Below are 26,450 nucleotides of genomic sequence, written 5' to 3' on the forward strand. Positions count from 1 at the left end.
CGTATTGGTGCTGACAGATCAGGGAAACGGATCCGGGACCGGCGCTGCGCCGGTCCAGACGGATTTGATCTGACAGAAATCCTTGATCGCGTCCGGGCCAAGTTCTCGCCCATATCCGGACTGCTTGACCCCGCCAATAGGGCTGGCGGGATCGACGCTGCGATAGTGATTGATGTAAACGGTGCCTGCTACGATCGCCTCGGCCACTCGCTCGCCTTTGGCGGGATCCGCGGTCCAGACACCGGCCGCCAACCCATAGTCGCTATCGTTGGACAGCGCGATGGCCTCGGCTTCTGTATCAAATGAGGTAACCGCCAGCACCGGTCCGAACGCCTCTTCGCGCCAGAGCTGCATGTCGGGCGTCACATTGTCGAAAATGGTTGGGCCAACAAAAAATCCGTCTCGCCCAGCGGCAGTTTCAAGCCCGTCCAACAGGCAAACAGCCCCATCCGCCTTTGCCCGTGCAATCATTTCGGTCACTTTGCGCAGGTGCGGTTCATTGGCCAGCGGAGCAATCTGGGTCTCAAGCTCCATCGGATCACCAAGACGAAAGTCGCGCGCCCGTGACAGCAGTTTTGCCAACAAGTTTTCTTTCATGCTGGCTTCGACGATTAGACGTGACCCGGCGACACAGGTCTGTCCATTAGACAGAAAAATACCAGAGAGAATGCCGTTGACGGTGTTGTCCAGATCACAGTCAGCAAACACAACCTGCGGTGATTTTCCTCCTAACTCCAGCACTGTCGGGACCACACCCGCCGCCGCTGCTTCGGCGACTTTACATCCTCCGAGATCTGACCCGGTAAAGGTCACCTTGCGGGTCAATGGATGGCGAACGAGCGACTCGCCAACCTCATAGCCGAGCCCAGTCACTACATTCAGGACGCCAGGCGGTAACCCAGCCTCATGTACAAGCCGAGCAAATTCCAGCGTTGAAGCTGACGCCATTTCCGATGGTTTGACAACAACCGTGTTGCCCGCCGCCAGTGCCGGAGCCAGCTTCCACGCAAGGATCATCAAAGGAGAATTCCAAGGTGTTATTGCCACAACCACGCCATATGGGATGTAGTGGCCTACGCTGCTCACACCGAGGACTGTATTTGCCTGTTGTTCGGGCTGCATTTTGCGAGCTTGTGCTGCGAAATGCCGAAACCAGCTATGCAATCCGGCAAATTGCCCCCGTACTTCGGAGATCCGCTTGCCATTGTCGCGGATCTCGGGCTCGACCAGTTCCTGCCAGCGGGTCTCCAAAGTATCGGCAAGCTGATCAATAACATAGGCCCTGTCATTTGGGCTGGTGTTGGCCCATGGGCCTTCCCGAAAGGCGCGGTCGGCATTTCGTATGGCTTGATCGGCTGTTTCAGCGCCACATCGTGCGATCTTGCTCCATTCAGTGCCGGTGGCCGGGTTAACACTCGGAAGTGTTTCAGCGGCCCAGGGTAGAAATGACCCGTTGATGAATGGCGTATAGGTCCGCATCTATGGCCCCTCGGGCAGAGGTTGCGCCACCAAGGTCAGCAAATCGCCCCGGCGCACCACACCGCGATTGCCATGGGCAAGAACAAGACCCGAAGCTGGAAACCTCAGATCCAACGGTGTGCGATCCGGTTCGGCTGGAAAAAAGAGCGTGCCAGCAGATGCTCCGGCCTCGACATATTGTCCGGCGGAGCAGCGTCGATCAAACAGGCCATCGGCAGGGGCGTAGAGACTGTGCGTTGGGTCCGCGATTTCTACGCAGTGCGTCGGGACAGATTCCGAGGATCTGCTGGGTAGAACACCCAGATGACGCAGGCAACGCATCAGGCCAGCCTCAGCAAGATCGGTCACATCAGGGTCGACACCGCCGCCACCGCTCAGTTCCGCCGCGATCATAGGGATCTTGGCCCGAGCCGCGGCGGAGTTAACTGATCGGTTGTCGTTGTTCGCACCGAGTACCCAGATCAACGGCAACCCAAAGGCCCGAGCCAATTCCATATTGGCTGCAGTGAGCTGCGCATCGTCTGTGCGTGCAGCCAACGCGCAGGGTTCGAACACTGATGCCTTGCCTCCGGAATGCAGATCAATCACGGCATCTGCCCGCGGGATCATTTCAGTTTCAATAAAATGGGCAAGCATGGCGGTTGGGCCGCCGTCTGCATTTCCGGGGAATGCGCGGTTCAGGTTTTGACCATCTAGCGGCGAAACACGCGAAGAGGCGTGAACCGCCGGGGCGTTCAGAGCTGGGATCAGGATGACCTGTCCGGTCAATTTTAACGGATCAAGTTGCGCTGCAAGCCGAAGGATAGCTGCTGGACCTTCGAATTCATCACCATGAGTTCCCCCAAGCATCAACACGACAGGCCCCGGCTGTCCGCGGATGCTGATGACCGGAACGGGGTAATACCCAAGGGGCACAGCATTGTCGGACCATTTCAACATCAGATCACCGGTATTCCGTCCCGGTAAGTCAAGATCCGTTGTGAGATGAAGCCTGCTGTTCGAGGTCGCGTGGGGATCAGTCATGTGAGTCCTTAGGGTGGTATTCTGCACATCAATATCATAACATTTAAGAAAGTGAATTGCTAAAAATGACTAGTTATGTGATATGAAGGAAAATCACAACCCACCCCGCCTATTGGTGCAGGAGGACATGAATGACCGTTGCCCTCGCGAAAGCGGGAATTGACAGGATCAAACCCCATATGGTGAGCGAGGCGGCCAATATCGCGCCGCCCTCCGCAGTCCTGCTCAATTCAAACGAAAGTGCGTTTGGTCCCAGTCCGATTGCCCGAGACGCGGCACGGGCTGCCGCCAGCTCGATTGAACGTTATCTGGAAAATCCGGATCACATTCTTGCCCCGGCAATCGCGAGCCATTTCGGACTGGATGCGGCGCGCATCACAACAGGGCAGGGGTCCGACGACTTGCTGGCGCGGCTGGCGCGGGCATATCTTGGACCCGGTACCGAATTGATCCGCAGTGCAAACGGCTATCTGAAGGTCCCGAACTACGCCTATGCCAACGATGCCGAGGTTGTGTCGGTTGCAGATGATCATTTCAAACCATCCGCTGACCGTATGATCAATGCGTTGACTGATCGGACGCGGGTGGTTTATCTGGCCAACCCCGAAAACCCGGCAGGTACTTACCTGAGCGGAACCGAAGTTCGCCGCCTGCATGCTGCACTGCCGGACAACGTCTTGTTGATCATCGATGCAGCTTATGAAGAATACGTCGACGCGCCGGATTATGAACCCGCCCATATTTTGGTCGAACAGGCGAAAAATGTCGTCATCTGCAGGACGTTCTCCAAGATTTACGGATTGGCCGGCGCGCGCGTGGGCTGGATGTACGGGCCCGATGACATCATCGATGCTGTTCGTCGGGTCGGTTTGACTTTTCCAGTGGCGTCGTCCTCTGCTGCAGCTGCGATTGCGGCATTGGAAGATGAGGCGCACACACGCTATGTCCACGATGCGAACCGTAGGGGCCGGGACTGGATCAGCGCTGAGCTGCAGGCACTTGGGTTGGGCGTAATACCCAGTCAGGCAAATTTTGTTCTGGTTCATTTTCCCGATATGCAAAAATCCGCAGAAGCGGCCACAAGCGCGCTTTTGCAGGAAGGGGTCGCGGTGCGGCGGTTCGCCTCGTCCGTCTACGGGGACTATTTGCGCATAACTGTCGGACATATGCGCGATCTGAGGATTGCGCGGGACGGTATTGCAAGATTTCTGGGCGGAGGCGCGTGATGGTCGCTTCGTCTAGGGCGGCGGCGGATGTGCCAAAGGTGGCGCATCCTTCTGGTGCAGCAATTCTGGCACAAATTAAGGCGGCGCAGGTGCGTGAAATCGTGGCCCTGCCTGATATTGTTACCAGTGATGGGTTGCTATGGCCAATTTCTCGGGATCCGGAATTTCGTCTGACCCGCATCTGCAAGGAAGATGAAGGTGTCAGTATCTGTGGGGCGATGTCCTATAACGGAACCCGTGCGCTTTTGATGATGCAGCAAACAGGATTGATGGATTCTCTCAATGCAATCCGGGCTATCGGGGTGGATTACGAACTACCGGTCGTGATGATGGTGGGTCTGCAAGGGAAAGAGCCGCATATACACCCAGATTACTCGGCCTCTTACGGGGTCAGGATCGTCCGTCCGGTCCTGGATGCAATGGAACTGTCGCATTCGCTGATCGAAGAGCCCGGAGATGAGGCGCATATCTGCCAGGCCGTTGAGGCCGCCTATACATCGTCAAAACCTCATATTTTCCTGATCGGGCGCCCCCCGGAGACACCATGACAATGCACCGAGATGCGGCGCTCGAGGCGCTGATCCCTCATGTTCGCGACGACGATATTGTGGTCGCAGTCTATCAAAGCTGTTTCGACTGGCTGGCGCTGAACCCACGTGAACTGAACTATGTCGCAGTCGGGGCGATGGGGCAGGCCTCATCTCACGGATTGGGGCTGGCGTTGGCCAATCCAGATCGGCGCGTGATTGTTCTGGATGGTGATGGCAGTCTGTTGATGAACCTCGGGACATTGGTCACAATTGCCAGTGCCGGGGCAAGAAACCTGTATCACTTTCTATCTTTCAACAGGGTGTACGAAGTGAACGGAGCGCATCCTCTGCCTGGGGCGGACATGGTAGATTTCGCTGCTATGGCCTGGGCCGCAGGGTACGCGGGTGTGCAACGTTTCACGGATATCGACCGGTTTGCCGAAGCGGCACCACAGGTATTATCTTTGTCCGGCCCGCAGTTCATTTCGATGGAGGTAAAGGCAGGCGCGTCCTATCCCCGCGACTATGCCTATATCCACAGCGCTCAGGCGCGATCGACTTTTCGGGCGGCTCTCAATCGGCGTTGAGATCTGATTGGACGATGTTCAGAAAAGACTTTCCAACGGCAGATAGGGTCTTGTTCTTTGACCAAAATAGAACAGCCCGGAAGTTTAACGGCGCGGCAAATGGTATAGCCACGCAACCTGGAATGGTCTTGAGGTAGTCCAGACTGGCGCCGACGACAGAAACTCCCAAACCACGTGAAACCAGCCTGCAGATAGAGTCGGTTGTGCGCGTCTCATACTGCATGCGCCGTGCAATCCCTTTTGCTTCGAAAAACTGGTCGATTTCATAGCGAAAGCGAGAGGACGGCATATAGGAAATAAAACTTTCATCTGCCAGATCCCTCGCCTGGACAAGAGCATTGCCGGCCAAGGCGTGATCCACCGAAACCACGCAGCACACATCACTGTCTTTGATCACAAGGCTTTCAAATGACGGATTTGCCGGTTGGGTTGTCGTGATGCCAAAGTCATAATTCTGGGACACCATCCATTCGACTGCGTCATCGCTGGGGGCAATTTCCATTCGGGCCATCGCATGTGGGCAAGTGGCAGCAAATTTCCCTATCAGGTCCGGCGCGAGTTGCGAAGAAACGCCCGGCGTAATCACAAGATTGAGGCGCGCGTGGCCAAACTTCCCAATAGCTGTGGCAGAATCCTTAATATGTTCCATACCGCTAACGGCTTGGCGCACTTCTTCAACCAGTAATCTGGCCTCGTCTGTGGGTATCAGCACACGGCCGACACGCTGAAAAAGTGGAAACCCAACTTCTTCTTCGAAATCAGAGATCAGCCGGCTGACTGCAGGTTGAGAAATACCCAACATCGCTGCGGCCTCGGTCACAGTCCCGGTCGAGACCACCGTTCGAAACGCGTCAACTTGTCGGAATGTGATGTTCATTTGGCCTCAGTGGTTTTGCCTTTTCATGTAGGGTGTCAGATTCGACCCATAAGATATAGTTATTCGAATTTCAAAAATCTGGCCAGCATGCGATATCACTTAGTTGGCGCCAAATTGGGTTGTGTATCTGGATTTCCCTGCTATTGCTGACGAGTAGAGACGGCTATGAATTCGATCTTTTGCGAGTGGATTTTACGGAAACCATGTGGAAGCTTGGCATCAAAACTCAACGTATCTCCCGCTGACATATCAAAGTCTTCGCTGCCGCAACGATAGATTGCCTGGCCTTCGATTATGTATATGAAGACATAGCCTTCATGCTGATAGCCGGGCAAATTGTCTGATTGTTCTTTTGAAATACTGATCCGTGCCGACTGGAACGTCCCTTGGGGTGCGCTGTGCTTACCCAACAGAAGGTAGTTATGCGTGTGCCCCTGAGTGATACGCCGCGCCTGGAGACCATCCCCGGCACGCGCGTGATGCACATCTGCTGCCGCGTCTGAGCGTGCAAACAATGCCACCAATGGCACATCAAGGGCATCCGCCAGTGATTGCAGCATCGCAAGCGAAGGTGAGACATTACCATTCTCTATACGACTGATCATCGCAGTGGACACCTGTGCCCGAGTAGCCAGGTCACCCAACTTAAGTTCACGCTCTTGGCGTAACCGTTGCAGTGTCTGACCTATTTCACTTTCTGTGCAGTTTTTCTTTTCCACTATTTTTGCTGCCGATCATGGAATTCAGGATATGGATACAGCGCATCCGGGATGTCAACATCAGTGCCCTAATTCGAAAATGCGTCAAGGCTCGAGTATTCAGAACACTTTTTGGATTTCCGATACCAGCAGATTGGACAGCCGACTGGTCACTGTATTTGGGACTTGGTCAGGTTGTTGATCGGAAAATGTTGCAATCTTTTGACCATCAACGCATTCGGAATTAGCGCGTGAATGGCTGCTGGTCATATCAAGTCGAAAGCCGGTTCATGATTTCCTTTAAAGGCGCGCAATATCCAAAGGATGTATTCCTGATCTCAGCGTTCTTTCCCTCCGCTAAGGTGTTTCCTATCGTGATCATGAAGAAATCTCGACCGTCACTATCATCTGCACAAATCAGCCTGCATTGTTGGCGGACGCGGTGACACGTCAGGTGGAGCAACCCGAACTTCAGCGGTTTGAAATTTCGGCGGCGCAGCTAGCAGCCAACTATAACCAAGCTTTGGAACAGGGGATTGAGGTTGACCCCGACCAATGGGACGCCCTGAACGCCGCCGCTTGGCCCATTCTCGTTGCGCGGGGCCCATGTGAGGCTTGGGATATGAGCCAGCGCTTGCTCCGTTTGCAAACAAGAAATGCCGCCCCGATTGGGGCGGCGTCGGACCGGAACTCGTTCAGCATGTATTCCAGGTGAATCGGCGCTGGGTCGCCAAAGAACCTTTTGACCCTACGCGCCATGGGCCAGGGGTAGTGCACAGAGCCAAGGTCTGATGTGCGTCAATCCTGCCGGTTATGTTCGCGGTAGCTCGGACATTCTGGCAAGGATGTCCACGCCCTGCTGTTTCCAGAAATGTAAAAGGTCGATGAATATCCAGTTCTCGGCCAGCTTATCCCCGTCTCGCCGATAGATATCTATTACCCGAAATTCACCGGCTTTGTCAGTCGCAGGCATTCCCATGAACCCGCCAGTTGGACGGGCTGTGAAGTTCGGCCAGCCAAAAAAACCGCCATAATGACCCTCTGCCAGTCGGCATATGTGTTTGGTTTTCGACCGGTCAGTGAAACCAGCACGGAAAGGGCCTGCATGCTGTTGGGCGTAGCGTTCGATCGTGTAGGTCGCCCCGATCCCGGATGGCCCCCACCAGATCATGTCTTCGGACCATGTGCGCCGTAGCTCGTCCTCAAGGCTGAGGCCGCTGTTCCATTGGCCCAGATCGGAGATCATAGAGTTGATGGCCGCCAGAGTCCGCTCTCCTTCCGCCTCAGGTTGCGGACCGACCATCAGGCCGTCATGGGTCATGGGCCCCGGCTGCACGAGCTGCGCGGCTGTCTGAGGCGGGAACGGCTGCAATCCGGCCTGCATCATGAAATGAGGTATGTCGAAATACATCGCGGTTTCAGTGATTTTCCCGTTTTCGACCTTGTTGAATTCGCAATAGCGCAGAAATGTCATTTTGCCGTTTGGCGAGATACCTAGCCAATCTTTGTCGAACAGCCCCATGAGATGGCCCATTGATACAACCCAGACCGAGGTGAAACCGTCCATCTCGTTTTCTCCGGCCATGAATATGTCCATGCGGCGCTGCATTCGGGTCAGGCTTTGTTTCAGCGGAAGCCAGAACTGGGCACCTACGTCACTGGGGCCATGCAGTTCGTCAAAGGGATGGAATCCGCGCCACAGATAGTCATCGGCGCAATATTTCGAGATCACGTCAGGGACCGCTGATTCTTCAGCTCGGCTCAGAGCTTCATAAAGATCCAGAACAATATTTTTCTCGGCTTCGTAAGGCATATTCTTTTCTTTCAGTGCTTTACCAGGAATTGAGCACAGGTTTTCAGTATAGTGAAACGTAGATTTGCAAACGCATGCAAAAAAAGCTTGCCTGATGTTCCATCAGATGTCTATGCTCTTGCAAACGTATGCACGAAAAGTGCACATGGGAGGACAGAATGGCCGAAATTCAACTTCGCAGTGTTGGGAAACGTTGGGGATCGTTTGTGGGGGTGGATAATTTCGACCTGACTATTGCCGATAAAGAGTTCCTGGTTCTTCTTGGCCCATCAGGCTGTGGCAAGACGACGACCATGCGCATGATTGCGGGTTTGGAAGACGCCAGCGAGGGCGATATTCTGATAGATGGCGAGCGTGTCAACGACATGGAGCCCAAGGACCGCGATGTCGCCATGGTGTTTCAGTCCTACGCGCTCTATCCGAACATGAATGTTTATGAGAATATCCGGTTCCCGCTGAAGGTGCGCGGCATCGACCCTTCCACGCATGACGAAAAAGTGCGCCGCGCTTCGGCCATGGTCGAACTGGATGACTTTCTGCATCGCAAACCGGCAGAGTTGTCGGGCGGCCAGCGTCAGCGCGTCGCTTTGGCCCGCGCCATTGTTCGCGAGCCAAATGTCTTTCTGATGGACGAACCGCTGTCAAACCTTGACGCCAAGCTGCGTGTTTCGACGCGCGCGCAGATCAAGAACCTCAGCCACGAGCTTGCCGTGACCACGATCTACGTGACTCATGACCAGATCGAAGCGATGACCCTTGCCGATCGTGTGGTGATCATGAAGCAGGGTATCGTGCAGCAGGTTGGCTCTCCGACCGATATTTACGATGCGCCCGCAAACACTTTTGTGGCCAGCTTTATTGGCAACCCTGCAATGAACCTTATCGATGGTCAGGTTCAGGATGGGGTGTTTCGGGCTCAGAATACTGAGGTGCATGGGCTGAATGCGTCGGACGGCCCGATTACGCTGGGCTTTCGCGCCGAGGACGCCAATGTCGTGGAAAGCGGCGGCGAGATTAACGGGCCCATCTACACGCAGGAGCTTTTGGGCGACAGCACGATGGTCTCGGTTCGGATCGGTGGCGCGCTGGTTTCGGTCAAAGCCGACAAAACCTATCGCGCTGAAATCGATGATCAGGTTTCAATCCATATCCACACCGATCACTGCCACTTGTTTGATGCGCAAACCGGAACGCGTTTGGAGCGCTGAACAGAAAATCCAAACCCGCATTGCCGGGTTTAATGCAGGTGCAGACTTCGAAGATGCACCCATCTACCTAGGGAGGAATACAAATGTTTCTGAAGAAAATAGCATTGGCTGGGTCCTTGGCCGCCTTTGCCGCCAGCGCAGGTTATGCCTGTGAAATTAACGGGCGCGTGAATATCGTTGGTAACGAATTTGCGGCCATTCAGGCCGTCGCAACCGGCGCGAAAGAATGCACAGGCGCATCGGTCGATTCAAACCTGACCTCCGAGCACCAGACCATCAACGTGGCTGGTCTGTCCGGAAACCCGTCTGAATACACCAGTGCCATCATCGCCAACAGCTCGATCGTGGCGTTGATGAACGAAGATGTTATTCGGCCGCTCAACGATCTGGTGGAACAGCATGGTCAGGACCTGCAGCCAGGTCAGTTGATCAAGATTGGTGATGACATTATGGCCGTGGCGTTCATGGCGAATGCTCAGCACCTGATGTATCGCAAGGACGTGTTGGAACAGGCCGGTGTCGAAGTGCCAACGACCTATGAAGAATTGCTCGAAGCTGCCAAAGCCATTCGCGAGCAGGGCATCATGCAAAACCCGGTTGGCGGCGCCTATGCGTCGGGTTGGAATCTGGCACAGGAATTCAACAACATTTTTCTTGGCTATGGCGGCAGCCACTTCAAAGCCGGAACAGCCGAGCCCAACGTGAATTCTGAGGCTGGTGTCAATGCGCTGAACATGATGAAGGCTTTGTCGGAATACATGAACCCCGACTTCCTGACCCACGATTCCAATGCCACTAATGCCGAATACCGTGCTGGTAACGTTGCAATCATGAATATGTGGGGTTCACGCGCATCGCAGCAAACCACGACCGAAGGCGTGCTTCAGGAAGTGATCGACGGTCATGCGATCGGCGCACCACTGACAGTCGGCGGCGGGTCGACGCCGGCATCGACCCTGTGGTGGGACGGCTGGACCGTCGGCAAGAACATCTCGGATGAAGAAGCCGAGGCTACGTTCATCGCGATGAAACACGGTATCCGTCCTGACATGCTGAACGATGAAACCACGCCGCTGGCGGTATGGTTGATCGAAGGCTACGAGCCTGGTGCGGACGCCGAAGGCGTGTTTGAGGCGGCCAAAATGGGCACACCGCCTTATCCGATGTTGCCTTACATGGGCCTGATGCACAGCGCGCTAGGCAATGAACTTTCAGACTTCATGCAAGGCAAGGAAAGCGCTGAGCAGGCGCTGGCCGATGTCGAAGCCGCATATCGCGCCGCTGCCATCGAACAAGGTTTCCTCCAGTAGGGCCTGACTCGTGCGGGCGTCTGTAAGGGCCGCCCGCACAAACCAATTCACGTGGGGATTGCGACATGCGCCATAAGACCTTCCTGTGGTTCTTCCTGCCCACCGGGCTTGCGATGCTGCTGTTCATCGCGATGCCGATAGTCTCGGTGGTGACCCAATCCATTTTCGCGCCTCATCCGGCCGTTTTGTTAGAGGTCGAAAGCTGCACCCCCCTGATTGGCTGCACGACAGAGACCACGATTGATCAAGAGGCAACAGCCGCCCTTCGCGCCGAGAAACCACTGGGCCGATTTGTCGGATTGGACATTTACCTGGACCGTGGCCACCTGGCGATCCAGGAAATTGGCCAGATCTGGGCTGTGAATGAAACCTGGGGCGGTTTCTTCTCAAAGATCGGTAATTTGCCCTTTTACAGGGCAATGGCTTTTACGCTGACATTCACGTTTGTTGTGACGCCGCTCACAATCATTTTGGGGCTGGTGATTGCGCTGGCAATCAACTCCCTGCACCGAAGTCTCAAAGGGCTGCTGATCTTCTTTTCGCTTCTGCCGATGATTGTCACTCCGTTGATTGGCTCGCTTATCCTGTTCTGGATGATTGACAGCCGCGGGGTCATTGGCAACGCCCTAGTATATCTGGCCGGGGATCCGGATTTTAGCCTGAAGGCCTCAACCGGGCTGATGTGGGTGGCGCTGATGGTTTATGGAGTTTGGCACGCCGCTCCATTTGCATTTGTCGTGTTCTATGCGGGGCTGCAAACATTGCCCCAGGATCAAATCGAGGCCGCCCAGATAGACGGGGCAACCCGCTGGCAACAGGTTAAGTTCGTGGTCGTTCCTCATCTCATGCCACTGGTCACATTTGTTGCGTTGATTCAGTTGATGGACAACTTCAAGGTGTTTGAACCGATAATCGGGTTCAGCGCAGGTGCGCACGCACAATCCCTTAGTACATTCATCTTCAACGACTTAGGCGGTGAAACCCGGCAGCTTTCTTCCGCGGCCGCGACCTCTGTGATCACGATAATCGGAGTCGCCATTCTGCTGTCACCCGTGCTTGTCCGCACCTGGCGCGACTTCAAAGGAGCAAGATAAAATGGCCAGCCGCGCACAAAGAATGCCTAGAAGTCTCCGGATCGCCTCATCCTTATTTGTGATCCTATGGTTCGTTCTGGCCGCTTTCCCGTTCCTCTGGACGGTCTGGGGTTCGTTCAAAGTAGAGTTGGATTTCTTTTCGATCGCCGACTGGACCAATGCCATCACCGGAGCACGGACCGAAGCCGTCTATGGCTCGCCTTTCACAACCACAGGGTACGAGGGCGCCTGGATACAGGAAGAATTCTGGCGGAATGTTCTCAACACAGGGATCGTCTGTTTCTTTGTTGTCGCCATCTCGCTCACAATCGGAACGCTGGGGGGCTATGCTCTGTCCCGGTCGACCTACAACTATACGTTCTGGCTATTGATCACGGCACTTATCTTCCGGGCTATGCCACCGATTACGCTGGTCTCGGGATATTTGCTGCCTTTCTTCGAATGGAACATCTGGGGGATCCTTCCAACCACGATCATCGTGCTTGTGGCGATCAACCAGCCGTTCACTCTGTGGATGCTGCATTCTTTCTTTAAGAACATCCCAAGCGAGCTGGATGAAAGTGCCAAGGTCGACGGATGCAACCAGTTCCAGGCATTTCGTCGCGTGATCATTCCGGTGATGTGGCCAGGGGTGATCACCACCGGGCTGTTCTCGTTCCTGCTGGCCTATAACGATTTTGCCGTCGGGGCGATGCTGCTGTCCGAAAGCAACCGCACGATGGTGCCTGCCATTGCCGCGTTTCTTGGTACAACGCAGACTGAAGGTAACGTGATGTTCGCGGTTGCGGCTGTGGTTTCAGCCACAGTTCCACTGTTCATTCTGGTCATGTTCTTCCAGCGACAGATTGTGGGCGGTCTGACGGCCGGCGCTGTGAAAGGCTAACTCTGATGGGACGCACTCATCCTCAGTCCGTATCTGCCCATGCGCATACAGCCAGACTGAATGTGGCTGCGCGCAGGACCCAGCGGCCGGGACGAATTCCATTTGCTTTGATGCGCGCGGGACCTTGCGGGGCGCTTCTCCGAACACGCCCCGAACAGACCCCATTGAGACAGAGAAGATGAAAAACCTCGACCGCAAACCCTTTCTGAAATTCACCGAAGCACAACGCCATCCTGGCAACTTCCGGCCAGCATTTGACGCTTTCTTCGCCCCCGGTGCACATGTCAACGTGGTGCATCCCTTCAATGAGGTCGCGGGCGGCCTCGGGCTGCACGATCACGTCATCGCCCCGCTCGCCGCTGCCTTCGACGGGCTTTTTCGGCGCGATGACATCGTCATGGCCGGCGAATTTGACGGGCAGGACTGGATCAGCGCCACCGGCTATTTCGTTGGTCGGTTCTCGCGCGACTGGCTCGGCATCCGGGCCACAGGCGAGCTTGCCTATTTGCGCTTCGGCGAGTTCCACCGGATGCAGGACGGCAAGGCGGTGGAAAGCTATATCTTCCTCGATATTCCAGAGCTGATGCTGGCCGCTGGACAATGGCCGGTCCCTGACAGCCCGGGCAAGACCCGCGGCTTCACCGGCATGATTCAGGGCCCTGCCAGCCATGATGGCATCTTGACCACTCCGCAGGATCCTGCCGAGGGTGCCAAGAGCTATCATATGGTCACAGAAATGCTGGCCGGGCTTGCTACCGAGAACGAGGCTTGGCGCCCCTACTGGCATGACAACATGGTCTGGTACGGCCCCGGCGCCTTCGGTTCTTTCGTCGGGATCGAGAGTTTTGCCAGCTTCCAGGTGCCTTTCGAAGCCACCTTTGAAGGCTGGTCTGGCGGCACTGCGGGCAACGGCATGACGGCGCATTTCACCCGCTATGGCGAAGGTAATTACGTATGCTCGGGCGGTTGGCCCTCGTTAACTGGCGTTCAGGTGAAACCTTTCCTCGGCCAGTCCGCAAGTGGCAAACGCGTCTTCATGCGGGTCTGTGACTGGTGGCGCCGCGAGGACGATCTGCTGGTCGAAAACTGGGTTTTCGTCGATGTCCCGCATGTGCTGTTGCAACTGGGCTATGACCTCTTTGCTGAAATCGCCGAGCAGGCTGCATGAGCTGCTCTGCCAGACATAACGCCGTTGCGCGCCATCCGGCGCTCAACCGGATGCCAAGGGATTTTCTGACGGCGGATTAATCCTCGCCCTCCACACAGAAGATCCCTTGGTAACCATAAAAGGAAGAGAAACATGAAGGGCTCCCGCCCCGAACAGGCCGTGCTGACACGTGACACGGACATGAGCAAAACCGACGAGACCCGCGCCGTGATCGAGGGGATGGTCGATGGTTTGAACGACCACCGTATCGAAGACATCGGCGAATTCTTCGCCGAAGGGTTCCGCTGGCTTGGCAACCAGGGTTGCGGCACCAAGACGGGCCTGAAGGAATTCCAGGAAAACTGGCAACGCCCGTTCCAGGCTGCGTTTTCCGACAAAACCTGCATCGACGAGGCCCGGCTTTATATGGGCGAGTGGGCTGCAGCTTTTGGCCGCCAGGAAGCAACCCATTCTGGCGAATTTCTGGGGATTGCGCCCACCGGCAAGCGCGTCGAGATCCGTTACATGGATTTCTGGAAAGTTGTCGACGGCAAGATCGTCGACAACTGGGTGAATGTCGATTTTGCCCATGTCGCCTCGCAGCTTGGCGTCGATCTGTTCCAGGGCAAAGGGTGGGAAACATTTGACCGGGGAGAAGAAATTCCGCCTCGGCCCGAAAATTGAGGATTAGGACAATGGCTATCGAATATCTGAAAAGCGGCAAACCCGAGGCCGACCGGGCCGAAGATGACGCCAAAACCCGCGCTGTCGTTGAAGCGACGCTGAAAGACATCGAAACCCGCGGTGATGCGGCAGTGCGTGATCTGTCGGAAAAGTTTGACAATTACTCGCCGGAAAGCTTCCGCCTGAGCCAGAAACAGATCGACGAGCTGATCGCCTCATTGACCGAACGCGAGCTGGCCGACATCAAGTTCGCTCAGAAACAGGTGATAAACTTCGCCCAGGCGCAGCGCGACTCAATGCTGGATATCGAGGTTGAAACCTTGCCGGGCGTCATCCTCGGCCACAAGAACATCCCAGTGCAGTCTGTTGGCTGTTATGTTCCTGGCGGTAAATTCCCGATGGTTGCGTCGGCGCATATGTCGGTTGCGACCGCTAAAGTCGCGGGTGTGCCTCGCATCATCGCCTGCACGCCGCCGTTTCAGGGCAAGCCCAATGCGGCCGTGATCGCTGCCATGTATCTGGGTGGGGCGCATGAGATCTATGTCATGGGTGGTATCCAAGCGATTGGTGCCATGGCGATCGGTACGGAAACCATTGATCCGGTCCACATGCTGGTCGGCCCCGGGAACGCCTTTGTCGCAGAAGCCAAACGGCAGCTCTTTGGTCGCGTTGGCATCGACCTTTTTGCGGGCCCGACCGAGACCATGGTCATTGCCGACGAAACCGCTGCCGATGCCGAACTTTGTGCGACCGACTTGTTGGGGCAGGCCGAGCATGGCTACAACAGCCCCTGTGTTCTGGTCACCAACTCGCGCAGGCTGGCCGAAGAAACGCTGAGCGAGATCGACCGTATCCTCGGCATCCTGCCTACCGCCGGAACCGCAAAAGTCAGCTGGGATGAGTATGGGGAAGTCATTGTCTGCGACACATATGACGAAATGCTGCAAGTTGCCGATGATATCGCTTCTGAGCATGTGCAGGTGATGACCGACCGTGACGACTGGTTCCTGGAAAACATGACCAGCTATGGAGCGCTGTTTCTTGGGGCGCGGACCAATGTTGCAAACGGTGACAAGGTGATCGGCACGAACCACACGCTGCCGACCAAAAAGGCCGGACGTTATACCGGCGGCTTGTGGGTCGGCAAATTCATGAAAACTCATAGCTACCAGAAGGTTGTTACCGACGAGGCCGCGGCAATGATCGGCGAATACGGCTCACGCCTGTGTATGCTGGAAGGCTTTGTCGGCCATGCCGAGCAATGCAATATTCGCGTCCGGCGTTATGGGGGTATCAACGTACCTTACGGCGAAGGTGCGGCTTATCGCGAGGCTGCAGACGCGTCCTCATAAGAGTGAGGTCATTGCTGCAGAACTTGCGCTTGGGGTTTGCCCGGGCGCCATGGGTTTTGAAAAAAAAGCAGAGAACACAATGCGAGATTTCGCAATGGACACACATTCTACCCATAAGGCCCTGATCGCGCCATTGCGCGAAGCCATGTATAACTTTGACGAAACCGGCGTCCGAGCTGCACTGCAGGCGGTGATTGCGCCCGATGCCGTCATCCACATGCCCCATCCATTCGGCGACCTGACCGGGCCGCAGGAACTCTATGATGCCTGCTACACACCGCTTTTGAAATCCATGCCCGATCTGGAACGCCGGGATTGGATTGTGATGGGCGGGCCGACGCAACATGGTGATGATTGGGTCTGCTGTGGCGGCCACTACGTAGGCACCTTCGTCGCCCCTTGGTTGGACATCCCGCCGACCGGGCATCTGACCCATATGCGGTTCCACGAATTCTACCGCTTCGAAAATCGCAAAGTTGTCGAAATCCAGGCACTCTGGGACATTCCCGAAGTGATGATGCAGGCGAAGGCCTGGCCGATGGCCCCGTCTTTGGGGCAGGAGTTCTGTATTCCCGGCCCGGCGACGCTGGACGGTATCGTGCGGGGCCCCTGGGATGAGGCAAAATCGAAGGCCTCCTGCGACCATATCGTTTCCATGCTTGAGCATCTGGAAAAGCATCCCAGTCAGGGTGGCCCCGAAGTGATGGAGATGGAAAGGTTCTGGCATCCGCGCATGAACTGGTACGGGCCCGCCGGGATCGGCACCGGGCGCGGCATTGCAGGGTTTCGCAACTGGCACCAGATCCCTTTCCTGAGTGGTATGCCGGACCGAGGCAAATACGCCGACGAGATCACCTTTCATTTCTTTGGTGACGGTGATTATGCAGCTGTTACCGGTTGGCCGGACATGATCCAGACCATCACCCATGACGGCTGGATGGGTATTGCCCCTTCTGGCCAGCGCATCACCATGAGATCGTTGGATTTCTGGCGATTGGAAGATGGCCTGATCCGGGAGAACTGGGTGTTGGTCGACCTGCTGGACGTGTACCGGCAACTGGGCGTAGATGTCTTTGCCCGCCTGCGCGAATTCAACAAAGCGCGTGTCGCGGGTGAAATTCCATACCCAGTCGGCGAGGTCTGATATGCTCAATTTTCCCAGTACCCCCAGTTTCAGTCTAGGCGGCAAACGTGCGCTAGTCGCCGGGGCATCGTCGGGCATAGGTCTGGCCTGCGCCGTAGCGCTGGCAGAGCATGGGGCCGAGGTCACATTGGCGGCGCGCCGCGCAAGTGCGTTACAAGAGATAGCCGATCAGATGACTGCCAAGGGATGGTCTGCCAAGGTGCTTGAGATGGATGTCACCGATGTAGCAGGAACTGCCGCGGCTGTCGCCGAAAACGGGCCGTTTGACATCCTTTTGAACTCGGCAGGGTTTGCACGTCATAGCAAGGCGGTCGAAACGGTGCCCGAAGATTTTGACTCGGTCATGAACGTCAATGTCCGGGGGGCCTATTTCCTAACCCAAGCCGTTGCCAAAGGGTTGCTTGAGGCCGGGCGTCCCGGATCGCTGATAAATATCTCAAGCCAGATGGGCCATGTCGGCGGGCAGGAACGCGCGGTCTATTGCGCCTCCAAGTTTGCGGTCGAGGGCTTTACCAAGGCGATGGCGCTGGAATTCGGGCCCGCAAAGATCCGTGTCAACACGATTTGCCCGACTTTCATCCTGACGGATTTGTCCCGGCCTACATTCGAGGACCCGACCAAACGGGCCTGGATTTTGGACAAGATCAAGCTAGGCCGCCCGGGAGAGATTGAGGATATTATGGGCGCGGTAGTGTACCTGGCATCAGAGGCGTCGGCTTTGGTTACAGGAACAGCAATGTTGGTGGACGGAGGCTGGACGGCAGACTGATGGTTACTCAGAAAGTTACATCGTTGGACGTTGCCCGGCTGGCCGGGGTCAGCCAATCCGCCGTTAGCCGGGTCTTTACGCCTGGTGCATCGGCCTCGCAAAAAACGGTCGCGAAAGTGCGCAAGGCAGCGGATGAACTGGGATATCGGCCAAATTTTCTGGCCCGTGCGGTGGTCTCGGGCAAAAGCCGGATCATTGGACTTGTGGTCGCCTATCTGAACAATCAGTTCTATCCTGAAGCGTTGGAAAAGCTGACAAATAAGTTGCAAGAGCGCGGCTACCACGTGCTGGTCTTCATGGCGTCGCATCAGGCCGGCAACATAGACAACGTGATCGAAGAAATACTGGATTTTCAGGTTGATGGGATTATCGCAGCTTCGGTGGCTTTGTCGTCGGATCTGTCGGATCGTTGTCTGGCTGCCGGTGTGCCGATGGTGCTGTTTAACCGGGTTCAGGACGACCCGGCCATGTCGGCGGTCACCTCGGACAATATCGCGGGTGGGCGCAAGGCTGCCGAATTCCTTTTGGCCGGGGGGCATAAAAAGATCGGGTACATCGCCGGGTGGGAAGGCGCGTCGACCCAGCGCGACCGCGAAGCAGGTTTCAGGGCCGCCTTGCATGATGCGGGGGCGGAACTGCATGCGCGCGGCGTTGGTAACTTCACCAGCGAACAGTCGCGGGCGGCAACGTTGGAGATGTTTGCCTCGGACCCGCCCGACGCCGTTTTTGTGGCCAATGACCACATGGCTATTGCAGTGATGGACACCCTCAGATTCGAGTTGGGCCTAAGGATTCCCGAAGATGTTTCGGTTGTCGGATACGACGACGTGGCTGTGGCCGCCTGGCCAACCTATAGCCTGACCACCGTACGACAGCCTGCTAACCGCATGGTTGCCGAAACCGTGGACATTTTGCTGAGCAAAATCGAAGGGCCCGATGTTGGTCCGCACCGATTGGAAATAGATGGACCGCTGATTGTTCGCGGTTCTGCACGTATACCTGAAGGATGGAAGACATGAAGGGATTTGACCCGAAATTCAAAGATTTTCCTGACTATATTATTGGGATCACAAAAGAAATCTGGGAAGATCGGGGCATTGCCACGCTGCACCATTACTATGCGCCCGATATAGTGGTTCGATCCCCGGGTTCAGTTGTCGTTGGCAACCGGGGCGTCATTGCCGCTACCATGGCAACGCTTGCCGAGTTCCCCGACCGCACATTGCTGGGTGAGGATGTGATTTGGTCCGGCACACCGGAAGATGGCATGCTGTCCTCGCACAGGCTTTTGTCGACTGCGACCCATCAGGGCGACGGTGTCTATGGGAAGGCTACCGGGAAAAAGCTGGTCTACCGTATCCTTGCTGACTGTCACGCCATCAACAACCAGATCAACGATGAATGGCTGATCCGCGACCAGGGTGCGATTGTCCAACAGATGGGTTGGGACCCAAAAGAATATGCCCGCGATCTGATCGCCCGCGAAGGCGGCCCAGAGGCTTGCGCCCAGCCTTACACGCCGGCGAATGATCAGCCTGGACCTTACAAAGGGCGTGGTAATGACAATGAATGGGGTCAGAAATACGCCGACATTCTGAACCGGGTCATGTCTGCAGACCTGAGCGTGATCAGCGCCGAGTATGACCGCGCCGTGCAATCGGAATATCCGCGCGGCACGACTGGTCACAGCTGGGCTCCGGTCGATCGCTTTTGGATGGGGCTTCGCGCCTCTTTCCCGAATGCCGAGTTCAAAATTCAACATCAGATTGGTCGCGACGACCCAATGATGCCGCCCCGTGCTGCGATCCGCTGGTCGCTGCATGGCAAGCATGATGGATGGGGTGTGTTCGGCACGCCGACGGGGGCCGAGGTCTTTGTGCTGGGTATTAGCCACGCCGAATTCGGCCCCTGGGGCCTGCGCCGTGAGTACACTCTGTTTGATGAAACGTCGGTCTGGAAACAGATCCTTTTGAAAACCGGTGATCTGTAAATGTCGCATCGTCTCTCAAATCTGGAGGCTGGGCAGGCCCTGCGGCGTTTTCACGCCCACCGGGCCAGCCTGCGTGCCCGGCGACTGAACAACCGCCCGCCTGGTTTCGGAGTTTGACCGCAGCGAACTCCAACCAAAAGGAAGACAGAAATGAGTACCATCCAAAGCCGCATCGTCCGTTATGGCGAATTGAAACCCTGTAAAACCGCGTTCATCGACGCCCATACCCCGGGGTCAGATCAAAAGGAAAACTTCACCATCATCGGCGGGGGCGTATCTGAAAGCCCCGACCAGCATGTCCACATCACCGACAAGATCGGTTTCAACATCGGTGCCGCAGGCCAACCGCCGAGATGCCGGAACTCTCTGCATAGCCACACCACGGCCGAAGTGTTCTTTGTCGCCAAAGGCCGTTGGCGGTTCTTCTGGGGCAGATACGGATCGGCTGGTGAGTTCATTGCCGAAGAAGGAGACATCTTCAACATCCCGACCGGTATCTTCCGCGGGTTTGAAAATGTGGGGCAGGACTATGGGATGATCATGGCAGTCCTTGGCGGCGACGATGCCGGGGGCGGGGTCACTTGGGCGCCACAGGTTATTCAGGATGCGCAGGCCCATGGCTTGATGCTTGGAAACAATGGGGTTCTTTACGACAGCAAAAAAGGGGAAACGCTGCCGCATGACGTACAGCCCATGCCCTTGCTGACTGAAGAGCAGTTGAAAGCCTATCCCGAGGTCCCCGTCGAAAATGTGATTGGCAATTACGTGGCCCGCTATTGGGATTTGATGGCGCTGTCATCAAACAAGCCTGCCGTTGTGATCGGTGAAAACGGCCTGATCAAGGACAAGCCGGGTTTCGAGGTTGATTTCCTTGGTCGCGGCTCGTGCGTGTCTGATCCGGTCAAAGCCGAAAAGCCGGTGGTCTTGATGCCGGCCAGTGGCCACTGGCGGATTACGATTGAGGATGTTGAAACAACCCTGACAAATGGGGATACCGCACTGGTTTTGCCCGGCGAAAGCTATGGCGTCACGCCTTCGATGACCGGTGACGCGGGGCTCTATCGCGTTACCGCAACCGAAGATCCGGCCGGTACAACTTGGACAGGTGCATGAAACAAACTGCGCTGCCTTCCGGGCGGCGCAGATTAGACTTGCAGAGGGAGAAGAAGGAATGACCCGCATTTCAACCACACATGTAGGGAGCCTTCCGCGTAGTCAGGAGGTCGTGGATTTCATCTTTGCGCGCGAGCGTGCAGAGCCATTTGACGCGGATGCTTTTGATGCGTGTATGACCTCGGCCGTGTCCGAGACAGTGCGCAAACAGGTCGGAGCCGGGGTCGATATCGTATCAGATGGCGAGACGTCGAAGATCTCATACGCCACCTATGTCAAAGATCGCTATACTGGTTTTGACGGGGACAGCCCGCGCAACGCGCCAGCGGATCTGAAGATGTTTCCCGGCTTCCTGAAACGCTTGGCTGATGATGGCGGTACGCCACAATATGCGCGCCCAATGTGTGTGGGTGAGGTGCGGTCAAAAGGGCAAGGTGAACTGCAAAAAGACATCGACAACCTCAAGGCCGCCATGGCCGCGCATGGTGTCGAGCGTGGTTTTATGAACGCGGCCAGCCCGGGTGTCATCTCACTGTTTCTGCAAAATGATTTCTACCCCACACGTGAAGCCTATCTGGCTGCACTCGCCGATGCGATGAAGCAAGAGTACGAAACCATTGTGGGGGCCGGTCTGGATCTACAGCTGGATTGCCCCGACCTGGCCCTGTCTCGCCATATGCTGTTCTCTGACCTTTCGGACGAAGAATTTGTCAAAGTCGCCAATTTGCATGTTGAGGCCCTGAACCACGCATTGCAGGACGTTCCCGCTGACAAGGTGCGCGTCCATATTTGCTGGGGCAATTACGAAGGACCGCATTGTTGCGACATTGGAATGGACAAAGTGTTCGGCACGCTGATGTCGACCAAATCCCGCTATGTCCTGTTCGAAACCTCGAACCCCCGTCATGCGCATGAATGGACGGTGTTCCGTGACCGCAAAGCCGAAATACCTGAGGACAAAGTGCTTGTACCTGGCGTTGTCGACACCACGACAAATTTTGTCGAACATCCGGAACTGGTCGCCCAACGTATTGAACGGTTTTCGAATATTGTCGGCCGCGAAAGAGTGATCGCGGGCTCGGATTGCGGATTTGGCACTTTTGCCGGATTTGGTGCGGTTGATCCCGATATCGCCTTTGCCAAGCTTGGATCTCTGGCCGACGGGGCTGCATTGGTCGCATGAAACCACTTGTTATGTTGCCCGGCATGATGTGCGATGCCCGGCTTTTTGCCCCGCAGATCGCGACGCTTTCGAGCAGCAATCCTGTCCTCTACGCGCCGATTGGGGGGCATGACACGGTGCAGGCTTTGGCCGCCGAAGTGTTGTCTTATGCGCCCCCGCGCTTTGTCCTTGCGGGTCTGTCCATGGGTGGCATCGTTGCGATGGAAATAATCCGGCAGCAACCGCAGCGCGTCGTCAGCGTGGCGCTGATGGATACCAACCACTTGGCCGAACGGGATGACGTCAAAGCCAGGCGTGGTCCACAAATCGCTTCTGTGTCCAGTGGGGGCTTGGGCCGGGTCATGGCCGAGGAGATGAAACCAAACTACCTGACCGATGGCCCGAACCGCGAGGCAATTCTGAACCTGTGCATGGATATGGCCTTGGGTCTTGGACCGGATGTTTTTATCAACCAGTCCAAAGCATTGCGAGATCGCCCCGACCAAAGCGATACCTTGCGCGGTTATCCCGGACAGGCCCTGGTCCTGTGCGGGAAAGATGATGCTCTGTGCCCGGTTTCGCGACACGCCTTGATGCATGAACTTCTGCCCAACAGCTGGTTCGAGGTCATCGAACAGGCGGGGCATTTGCCTACACTTGAACAACCCGAACGGACGACAGCGGCTCTGTGCCGTTGGCTGGAGGCACTATGAAAAAACCCTTGCTGGACCTTTTGAAATCCGTCGATACCCCCACCGTTTGCAATGCGATAGAAGTGGCGCAAGGCAAGCGTGGGTTCGACAATTTCACGCGGGGCACAATGCTGTGCTCGGATCCCGATGCGGGGGCAATGGTCGGTTATGCCAGAACGGCAAAGATAGCGGCGGTGAACCCTCCCGAAGACCCTCCCGAAGTGATCCGTCAGCGCCGGATGGATTACTACCGGCACATGGCAACGGGCACAGGCCCGGCTGTCACGGTTGTCGAAGATCTGGATTTCCCGGACTGCATCGGTGCTTATTGGGGTGAGATCAATACCACGGTCCACAAAGGGTTTGGCATCAGCGGTGCGTTGACCAACGGCGTGATGCGGGATCTGGGCGATTTGCCGGATGGGTTTCCGGTTGTGTCGGGCTCGGTCGGTCCAAGCCACGGGTTCGTGCATGTCAAAGAGGTGGGCACCCCGGTGACCATCTTCAGCCTCTCGATCAAGGACGGGGACCTGGTGCATGCGGACCGGCACGGCGCTTTGGTGATCCCGCCCGAAGTGGTGGACAGCCTGGAACAGGCGATCCGCAAATTGCTTGAAACCGAAAAGCTTATTCTTGGCCCAGCACGCGCGTCAGAGTTCGATTTTGAGGCCTTTCAACAAGCATGGGCGGCGTTCGAAGCCTCGCGCACGTAGTGCAGCAACAACCACGCGGTCCAGCCATAGACTAACCCGGCAGCGAGCCGATGTGATCCTGAATAGGCCCGTCACTAGCGATGGCGATTGTGTCGGAAATCGCTGCGGGGTCACACCCATCTCATGCCCAAATCCGACAGATGCCTTTGAACCCGTCCAGGATAGTCCGAGACGATGGCATCAACGCCCAGATCAATCATCCTGCTGATATCCGCCGGTTCATTGACCGTCCATACGGCTATGCAAAGCCCAAGTTCTTTGGCAACCGCGACGTCCCCAGGTATCACATCTGCGAAATACGGACACCAAAGCGCGCCGCCCGCTTGCTTGACAATTTGCGGGATTTTTTCGCTTTGGCCTCGAAAGTCCGGACAAACGGCCTTGGAGGAATCCTCGCCAACGTCATCGGCATTTTCGGGAAGCTGCGTCAGGTAAGATGACGGCATGTCAGGTGCCTGCCGCTGACAGACTTCCAACAGGGTCCAGTCAAAGCTGTGCAGCAACACGCGATCGGATAGGCCAGCGGCCCGAACCTGCTGTACCACGCGTTCGACAAAGCGGTCCAGATAGGCCGCGTCATGGGCCAGATCCGGATCAGATTTCAGTTCGAGCATCAGATTGGCTTCGCCGTATTCCGGCCGATTGATCAGATCCAGCAGATCCTGCAGCTTTGGCACGCGAACGCCGTCCAGTTGGGCCTGATCGGGGAACCGTCGACCATAATCCGAGTGTCCGTCCAAGCGCCCGATTTCGAACTGTTGAATCTGGTCGAAGGACAGGGACGAGACTTTGGGTTCTTTTCCGGTCAAAAACTGACCGCTGGCATCCCGAAAGGTCGGCGCATGCAGCCGATGGTTATGGGTTATGACGGGCACATCATCCACCGTCAGCACCACGTCAAACTCAAGAAGTGGAACCCCGATGGACAGCGTAAAATCGAAACCGATCATGCTGTTTTCGGGCAGGACGCCGCGTGCCCCCCGGTGCCCTACTACACGGATCAGGTTTTTACCGCCGCGAAACGCCTCGACCTGAGGGAAAGGCATCAGCCCTCGAGCCTTATGCCAGAGGTAGGGTCAAACAGATGCATATGCTCTGGCGCAACAGAAAAACGCATATTGGGATGACGGCCTTCGATCGGATGAACACCCGGAAGGCTGATCGTGATTGCCGCGCCAGAGCCTGACACCTGACCGTGCAACAAAGTATTCGCCCCCAGCGGTTCGGCTATCTGAACTACGACATCAAAGGGCCCGTTTTCATCAAGGAACAGATGCTCTGGCCGTATGCCCAATTTGAACGGGCTATCGGGCCCGCCTGATGGGCCAATCTCGGTATCGTTGATCCTGATCTTTCCGCCCTGGCGCTCTGCATCAAAGGTATTCATCGCCGGGCTGCCGATGAATTGCGCAGCGAACAGCGTCCGGGGCGTCTCATAGACCTCAAGCGGGGTGCCGATCTGTTCTGCAACACCACCGTTCATCACGATCATCCTGTCGGCCATGGTCATGGCCTCGACCTGATCATGGGTCACGTATAGCGAGGTGATACCCAGCTTTTCTTGCAGTTCGCGGATTTCCAGACGCATCTGGACACGCAGCTTTGCATCCAGGTTTGAGAGCGGTTCATCAAACAGGAACACGGCAGGTTCACGGACAATAGCGCGGCCCATGGCAACCCTCTGGCGTTGACCGCCTGAAAGCTGACGGGGCTTGCGGTCAAGCAGCGGCTCAAGCTGCAACAGCTTAGCGGCCTCGGTCACCTTCTGGTCAATCTGAGCCTTGGGCAATCCGGCGATTTTCAAACCATAGCCCATGTTCTGGCGTACCGACATATGGGGGTACAGAGCATAGTTCTGGAACACCATCGCAATGTCCCGGTCCATCGGCTCCTTGTCATTGGCGCGCTCTTCGCCAATCCGGATTTCGCCGGATGTCACAGTCTCAAGCCCGGCCACCATCCGCAGCAAAGTGGATTTGCCGCAGCCGGAGGGGCCCACGATCACGATAAACTCGCCATCCGCGATATCGACGTCGATGCCATGAATGACGTCCGTCGGGCCAAAGCTCTTTTTGACGTTCTCAAGGGATACTGTTGCCATTTCTTATTTCTCGCTATCGACAAGGCCGCGGACAAAAAGCTTTTGCATCGACACCACCACAAGGACCGGTGGGATCATTGCCAGGATCGAGGTCGCCATGATCGTCGGCCAATGGGCAAAATCATCGCCCGAGGGGAACATCTGTTTGATGCCCATCACGATGGTGTTCATCTCAGGATCGGTGGTGATCAGCAGCGGCCAGAGATATTGATTCCACCCATAGATGAACAGGATCACGAACAGGGCCGCGATGTTGGTTCGGCTCATCGGGATCACGATATCAACGAAGAACCGCATCGGGCGGGCGCCATCCACCCGCGCGGCCTCGGCCAGTTCGTCCGGGATGGTCAGAAAGAACTGGCGGAACAGGAACGTGGCAGTGGCCGAGGCGATCAGCGGAAAGATCAGCCCCGAATAGCTGTTGAGCATACCAAACCCGGCCACCACCTCGAAGGTAGGGACAATCCGCACCTCAACCGGCAGCATCAGGGTCAGGAAGATCAGCCAGAAAAACGTGTTCCGCCCGGGAAAGCGGAAGTAGACGATGGCAAAGGCTGACAGGAGCGAGATGACGATCTTGCCCACGGCAATGCCAATCGCCATCACCAGGCTGTTGAACAGCATCGTTGCGACCGGGACGTTCACGCCTGAGAACAGGGCCGCCTTGTAATTCACCCAGAACTGATCACCTGGCACAACCGGCATCGGGGGCGAGATTATGTCGGCCTGAGTAACGGTCGAGGCCACAAAGGCCAGCCAGATCGGGAAGAAGATGACCAGAACGCCAAGGATCATAAACGCATGGGTCAGCCACAGGCCCGCACCACGTTTCTCGACCATTCCATGTTGTTGGGC

The 26,450-nt window shown here is 56.3% G+C and carries 27 protein-coding genes; 19 read left to right on the forward strand and 8 right to left on the reverse strand.

Annotated elements, in window-relative coordinates:
• Positions 1–18: 18 nt before the first annotated feature.
• Positions 19–1,479 (reverse strand): aldehyde dehydrogenase, encoded by a 1,461-nt coding sequence (locus tag AC2FLB_RS18125; protein WP_496709793.1) that lies wholly within the window; start codon positions 1,477–1,479, stop codon positions 19–21.
• On the reverse strand, positions 1,480–2,502 hold the full coding sequence (locus AC2FLB_RS18130) for a succinylglutamate desuccinylase/aspartoacylase family protein (RefSeq protein ID WP_496691501.1): 1,023 nt from the start codon (positions 2,500–2,502) through the stop codon (positions 1,480–1,482).
• A 131-nt stretch (positions 2,503–2,633) separates the two neighbouring features.
• On the opposite strand from AC2FLB_RS18130, the gene AC2FLB_RS18135 reads away from it, so the two are divergent.
• From AC2FLB_RS18135 to AC2FLB_RS18145, 3 genes are read left to right on the forward strand one after another with little or no spacing between them, the layout of a single operon-like run.
• Positions 2,634–3,728, forward strand: coding sequence for a pyridoxal phosphate-dependent aminotransferase (locus AC2FLB_RS18135; protein WP_496702217.1), 1,095 nt, complete (start codon positions 2,634–2,636; stop codon positions 3,726–3,728).
• Positions 3,728–4,276 (forward strand): decarboxylase, encoded by a 549-nt coding sequence (locus tag AC2FLB_RS18140; protein WP_496709794.1) that lies wholly within the window; start codon positions 3,728–3,730, stop codon positions 4,274–4,276. Before AC2FLB_RS18135 ends, AC2FLB_RS18140 begins: the two co-directional genes overlap by 1 nt.
• Entirely contained in the window at positions 4,273–4,845 is a 573-nt protein-coding gene (locus AC2FLB_RS18145) for a thiamine pyrophosphate-dependent enzyme (RefSeq protein WP_496702617.1), read from the forward strand. The genes AC2FLB_RS18140 and AC2FLB_RS18145 overlap by 4 nt, the downstream gene beginning before the upstream one ends.
• On the opposite strand, the gene AC2FLB_RS18150 is transcribed toward AC2FLB_RS18145, so the two are convergent.
• Positions 4,832–5,722 (reverse strand): LysR substrate-binding domain-containing protein, encoded by an 891-nt coding sequence (locus tag AC2FLB_RS18150; protein ID WP_496702618.1) that lies wholly within the window; start codon positions 5,720–5,722, stop codon positions 4,832–4,834. The genes AC2FLB_RS18145 and AC2FLB_RS18150 overlap by 14 nt on opposite strands.
• 140 nt (positions 5,723–5,862) lie before the next feature.
• Positions 5,863–6,441, reverse strand: a complete 579-nt coding sequence (locus AC2FLB_RS18155; RefSeq protein ID WP_496691506.1) for a helix-turn-helix domain-containing protein — start codon at positions 6,439–6,441, stop codon at positions 5,863–5,865.
• Positions 6,442–6,862: 421 nt separating this feature from the next.
• On the opposite strand from AC2FLB_RS18155, the gene AC2FLB_RS18160 reads away from it, so the two are divergent.
• Positions 6,863–7,135, forward strand: coding sequence for a hypothetical protein (locus AC2FLB_RS18160; protein WP_496691507.1), 273 nt, complete (start codon positions 6,863–6,865; stop codon positions 7,133–7,135).
• 96 nt (positions 7,136–7,231) lie between these two features.
• On the opposite strand, the gene AC2FLB_RS18165 is transcribed toward AC2FLB_RS18160, so the two are convergent.
• Positions 7,232–8,233, reverse strand: a complete 1,002-nt coding sequence (locus AC2FLB_RS18165; protein WP_496709795.1) for a nuclear transport factor 2 family protein — start codon at positions 8,231–8,233, stop codon at positions 7,232–7,234.
• 158 nt (positions 8,234–8,391) lie between these two features.
• Here AC2FLB_RS18165 and AC2FLB_RS18170 point away from each other — a divergent pair, with 158 nt between their 5' ends.
• From AC2FLB_RS18170 to AC2FLB_RS18240, 15 genes are all read left to right on the forward strand, one after another.
• The gene (locus AC2FLB_RS18170) at positions 8,392–9,441 is read left to right on the forward strand and encodes an ABC transporter ATP-binding protein (protein WP_142639930.1); all 1,050 of its coding nucleotides are present in this window, start codon (positions 8,392–8,394) and stop codon (positions 9,439–9,441) included.
• A gap of 83 nt (positions 9,442–9,524) precedes the next feature.
• On the forward strand, positions 9,525–10,751 hold the full coding sequence (locus AC2FLB_RS18175) for an ABC transporter substrate-binding protein (RefSeq protein ID WP_496691510.1): 1,227 nt from the start codon (positions 9,525–9,527) through the stop codon (positions 10,749–10,751).
• 65 nt (positions 10,752–10,816) lie between these two features.
• Positions 10,817–11,845: a carbohydrate ABC transporter permease gene (locus tag AC2FLB_RS18180; RefSeq protein WP_496691511.1), complete on the forward strand. Its 1,029-nt coding sequence runs from the start codon at positions 10,817–10,819 to the stop codon at positions 11,843–11,845.
• A gap of 1 nt (position 11,846) precedes the next feature.
• The gene (locus tag AC2FLB_RS18185) at positions 11,847–12,728 is read left to right on the forward strand and encodes a carbohydrate ABC transporter permease (RefSeq protein WP_496691512.1); all 882 of its coding nucleotides are present in this window, start codon (positions 11,847–11,849) and stop codon (positions 12,726–12,728) included.
• Positions 12,729–12,906: 178 nt separating this feature from the next.
• Positions 12,907–13,896, forward strand: a complete 990-nt coding sequence (locus tag AC2FLB_RS18190; protein ID WP_496709796.1) for a nuclear transport factor 2 family protein — start codon at positions 12,907–12,909, stop codon at positions 13,894–13,896.
• Between the two features lie 132 nt (positions 13,897–14,028).
• Positions 14,029–14,559, forward strand: coding sequence for an ester cyclase (locus AC2FLB_RS18195; protein WP_142639920.1), 531 nt, complete (start codon positions 14,029–14,031; stop codon positions 14,557–14,559).
• Between the two features lie 11 nt (positions 14,560–14,570).
• Positions 14,571–15,911, forward strand: coding sequence for a histidinol dehydrogenase (gene hisD / locus AC2FLB_RS18200; protein WP_496691514.1), 1,341 nt, complete (start codon positions 14,571–14,573; stop codon positions 15,909–15,911).
• 79 nt (positions 15,912–15,990) lie between these two features.
• Positions 15,991–17,055, forward strand: a complete 1,065-nt coding sequence (locus AC2FLB_RS18205; protein WP_496709797.1) for an ester cyclase — start codon at positions 15,991–15,993, stop codon at positions 17,053–17,055.
• Between the two features lies 1 nt (position 17,056).
• Positions 17,057–17,824 (forward strand): SDR family NAD(P)-dependent oxidoreductase, encoded by a 768-nt coding sequence (locus AC2FLB_RS18210; protein ID WP_281995153.1) that lies wholly within the window; start codon positions 17,057–17,059, stop codon positions 17,822–17,824.
• Positions 17,824–18,843, forward strand: a complete 1,020-nt coding sequence (locus tag AC2FLB_RS18215) for a LacI family DNA-binding transcriptional regulator (RefSeq protein ID WP_142639914.1) — start codon at positions 17,824–17,826, stop codon at positions 18,841–18,843. Before AC2FLB_RS18210 ends, AC2FLB_RS18215 begins: the two co-directional genes overlap by 1 nt.
• Positions 18,840–19,814 carry a nuclear transport factor 2 family protein gene (locus AC2FLB_RS18220; protein ID WP_496702205.1) on the forward strand — a complete coding sequence of 325 codons (975 nt, stop codon included), beginning with the start codon at positions 18,840–18,842 and terminating at the stop codon, positions 19,812–19,814. Before AC2FLB_RS18215 ends, AC2FLB_RS18220 begins: the two co-directional genes overlap by 4 nt.
• A gap of 150 nt (positions 19,815–19,964) precedes the next feature.
• Positions 19,965–20,927, forward strand: a complete 963-nt coding sequence (locus AC2FLB_RS18225; RefSeq protein ID WP_496691516.1) for a cupin domain-containing protein — start codon at positions 19,965–19,967, stop codon at positions 20,925–20,927.
• Between the two features lie 58 nt (positions 20,928–20,985).
• Positions 20,986–22,110 (forward strand): cobalamin-independent methionine synthase II family protein, encoded by a 1,125-nt coding sequence (locus AC2FLB_RS18230; RefSeq protein WP_496698280.1) that lies wholly within the window; start codon positions 20,986–20,988, stop codon positions 22,108–22,110.
• The gene (locus AC2FLB_RS18235) at positions 22,107–22,802 is read left to right on the forward strand and encodes an alpha/beta fold hydrolase (RefSeq protein ID WP_496702201.1); all 696 of its coding nucleotides are present in this window, start codon (positions 22,107–22,109) and stop codon (positions 22,800–22,802) included. Before AC2FLB_RS18230 ends, AC2FLB_RS18235 begins: the two co-directional genes overlap by 4 nt.
• Positions 22,799–23,494, forward strand: a complete 696-nt coding sequence (locus tag AC2FLB_RS18240) for an RraA family protein (RefSeq protein ID WP_496709798.1) — start codon at positions 22,799–22,801, stop codon at positions 23,492–23,494. The genes AC2FLB_RS18235 and AC2FLB_RS18240 overlap by 4 nt, the downstream gene beginning before the upstream one ends.
• Before the next feature lie 110 nt (positions 23,495–23,604).
• Here the strand turns inward: AC2FLB_RS18240 and AC2FLB_RS18245 are convergent, their stop codons facing one another.
• From AC2FLB_RS18245 to ugpE, 3 genes are read right to left on the reverse strand one after another with little or no spacing between them, the layout of a single operon-like run.
• Complete coding sequence (locus tag AC2FLB_RS18245) at positions 23,605–24,540, reverse strand: glycerophosphodiester phosphodiesterase family protein (protein ID WP_496709799.1); 936 nt, start codon at positions 24,538–24,540, stop codon at positions 23,605–23,607.
• Positions 24,540–25,595: a sn-glycerol-3-phosphate ABC transporter ATP-binding protein UgpC gene (ugpC, locus tag AC2FLB_RS18250; RefSeq protein ID WP_496709800.1), complete on the reverse strand. Its 1,056-nt coding sequence runs from the start codon at positions 25,593–25,595 to the stop codon at positions 24,540–24,542. The genes AC2FLB_RS18245 and ugpC overlap by 1 nt, the downstream gene beginning before the upstream one ends.
• A 3-nt stretch (positions 25,596–25,598) precedes the next feature.
• The gene (gene ugpE / locus AC2FLB_RS18255) at positions 25,599–26,435 is read right to left on the reverse strand and encodes a sn-glycerol-3-phosphate ABC transporter permease UgpE (RefSeq protein ID WP_271949133.1); all 837 of its coding nucleotides are present in this window, start codon (positions 26,433–26,435) and stop codon (positions 25,599–25,601) included.
• Positions 26,436–26,450: the final 15 nt, after the last annotated feature.

It is taken from the genome of Ruegeria sp. CDSA236, assembly GCF_059611285.1.

What these genes read in the sequence shown, in the direction of transcription:
- AC2FLB_RS18125 (WP_496709793.1), bottom strand. Translation starts at nt 1,479, where the DNA reads ATGCGGACCTATACGCCATTCATCAACGGGTCATTTCTACCCTGGGCC.
- AC2FLB_RS18130 (WP_496691501.1), bottom strand. Translation starts at nt 2,502, where the DNA reads ATGACTGATCCCCACGCGACCTCGAACAGCAGGCTTCATCTCACAACG.
- AC2FLB_RS18135 (WP_496702217.1), top strand. Translation starts at nt 2,634, where the DNA reads ATGACCGTTGCCCTCGCGAAAGCGGGAATTGACAGGATCAAACCCCAT.
- AC2FLB_RS18140 (WP_496709794.1), top strand. Translation starts at nt 3,728, where the DNA reads ATGGTCGCTTCGTCTAGGGCGGCGGCGGATGTGCCAAAGGTGGCGCAT.
- AC2FLB_RS18145 (WP_496702617.1), top strand. Translation starts at nt 4,273, where the DNA reads ATGACAATGCACCGAGATGCGGCGCTCGAGGCGCTGATCCCTCATGTT.
- AC2FLB_RS18150 (WP_496702618.1), bottom strand. Translation starts at nt 5,722, where the DNA reads ATGAACATCACATTCCGACAAGTTGACGCGTTTCGAACGGTGGTCTCG.
- AC2FLB_RS18165 (WP_496709795.1), bottom strand. Translation starts at nt 8,233, where the DNA reads ATGCCTTACGAAGCCGAGAAAAATATTGTTCTGGATCTTTATGAAGCT.
- AC2FLB_RS18170 (WP_142639930.1), top strand. Translation starts at nt 8,392, where the DNA reads ATGGCCGAAATTCAACTTCGCAGTGTTGGGAAACGTTGGGGATCGTTT.
- AC2FLB_RS18175 (WP_496691510.1), top strand. Translation starts at nt 9,525, where the DNA reads ATGTTTCTGAAGAAAATAGCATTGGCTGGGTCCTTGGCCGCCTTTGCC.
- AC2FLB_RS18180 (WP_496691511.1), top strand. Translation starts at nt 10,817, where the DNA reads ATGCGCCATAAGACCTTCCTGTGGTTCTTCCTGCCCACCGGGCTTGCG.
- AC2FLB_RS18185 (WP_496691512.1), top strand. Translation starts at nt 11,847, where the DNA reads ATGGCCAGCCGCGCACAAAGAATGCCTAGAAGTCTCCGGATCGCCTCA.
- AC2FLB_RS18190 (WP_496709796.1), top strand. Translation starts at nt 12,907, where the DNA reads ATGAAAAACCTCGACCGCAAACCCTTTCTGAAATTCACCGAAGCACAA.
- AC2FLB_RS18195 (WP_142639920.1), top strand. Translation starts at nt 14,029, where the DNA reads ATGAAGGGCTCCCGCCCCGAACAGGCCGTGCTGACACGTGACACGGAC.
- hisD (WP_496691514.1), top strand. Translation starts at nt 14,571, where the DNA reads ATGGCTATCGAATATCTGAAAAGCGGCAAACCCGAGGCCGACCGGGCC.
- AC2FLB_RS18205 (WP_496709797.1), top strand. Translation starts at nt 15,991, where the DNA reads ATGCGAGATTTCGCAATGGACACACATTCTACCCATAAGGCCCTGATC.
- AC2FLB_RS18210 (WP_281995153.1), top strand. Translation starts at nt 17,057, where the DNA reads ATGCTCAATTTTCCCAGTACCCCCAGTTTCAGTCTAGGCGGCAAACGT.
- AC2FLB_RS18215 (WP_142639914.1), top strand. Translation starts at nt 17,824, where the DNA reads ATGGTTACTCAGAAAGTTACATCGTTGGACGTTGCCCGGCTGGCCGGG.
- AC2FLB_RS18220 (WP_496702205.1), top strand. Translation starts at nt 18,840, where the DNA reads ATGAAGGGATTTGACCCGAAATTCAAAGATTTTCCTGACTATATTATT.
- AC2FLB_RS18225 (WP_496691516.1), top strand. Translation starts at nt 19,965, where the DNA reads ATGAGTACCATCCAAAGCCGCATCGTCCGTTATGGCGAATTGAAACCC.
- AC2FLB_RS18230 (WP_496698280.1), top strand. Translation starts at nt 20,986, where the DNA reads ATGACCCGCATTTCAACCACACATGTAGGGAGCCTTCCGCGTAGTCAG.
- AC2FLB_RS18235 (WP_496702201.1), top strand. Translation starts at nt 22,107, where the DNA reads ATGAAACCACTTGTTATGTTGCCCGGCATGATGTGCGATGCCCGGCTT.
- AC2FLB_RS18240 (WP_496709798.1), top strand. Translation starts at nt 22,799, where the DNA reads ATGAAAAAACCCTTGCTGGACCTTTTGAAATCCGTCGATACCCCCACC.
- AC2FLB_RS18245 (WP_496709799.1), bottom strand. Translation starts at nt 24,540, where the DNA reads ATGCCTTTCCCTCAGGTCGAGGCGTTTCGCGGCGGTAAAAACCTGATC.
- ugpC (WP_496709800.1), bottom strand. Translation starts at nt 25,595, where the DNA reads ATGGCAACAGTATCCCTTGAGAACGTCAAAAAGAGCTTTGGCCCGACG.
- ugpE (WP_271949133.1), bottom strand. Translation starts at nt 26,435, where the DNA reads ATGGTCGAGAAACGTGGTGCGGGCCTGTGGCTGACCCATGCGTTTATG.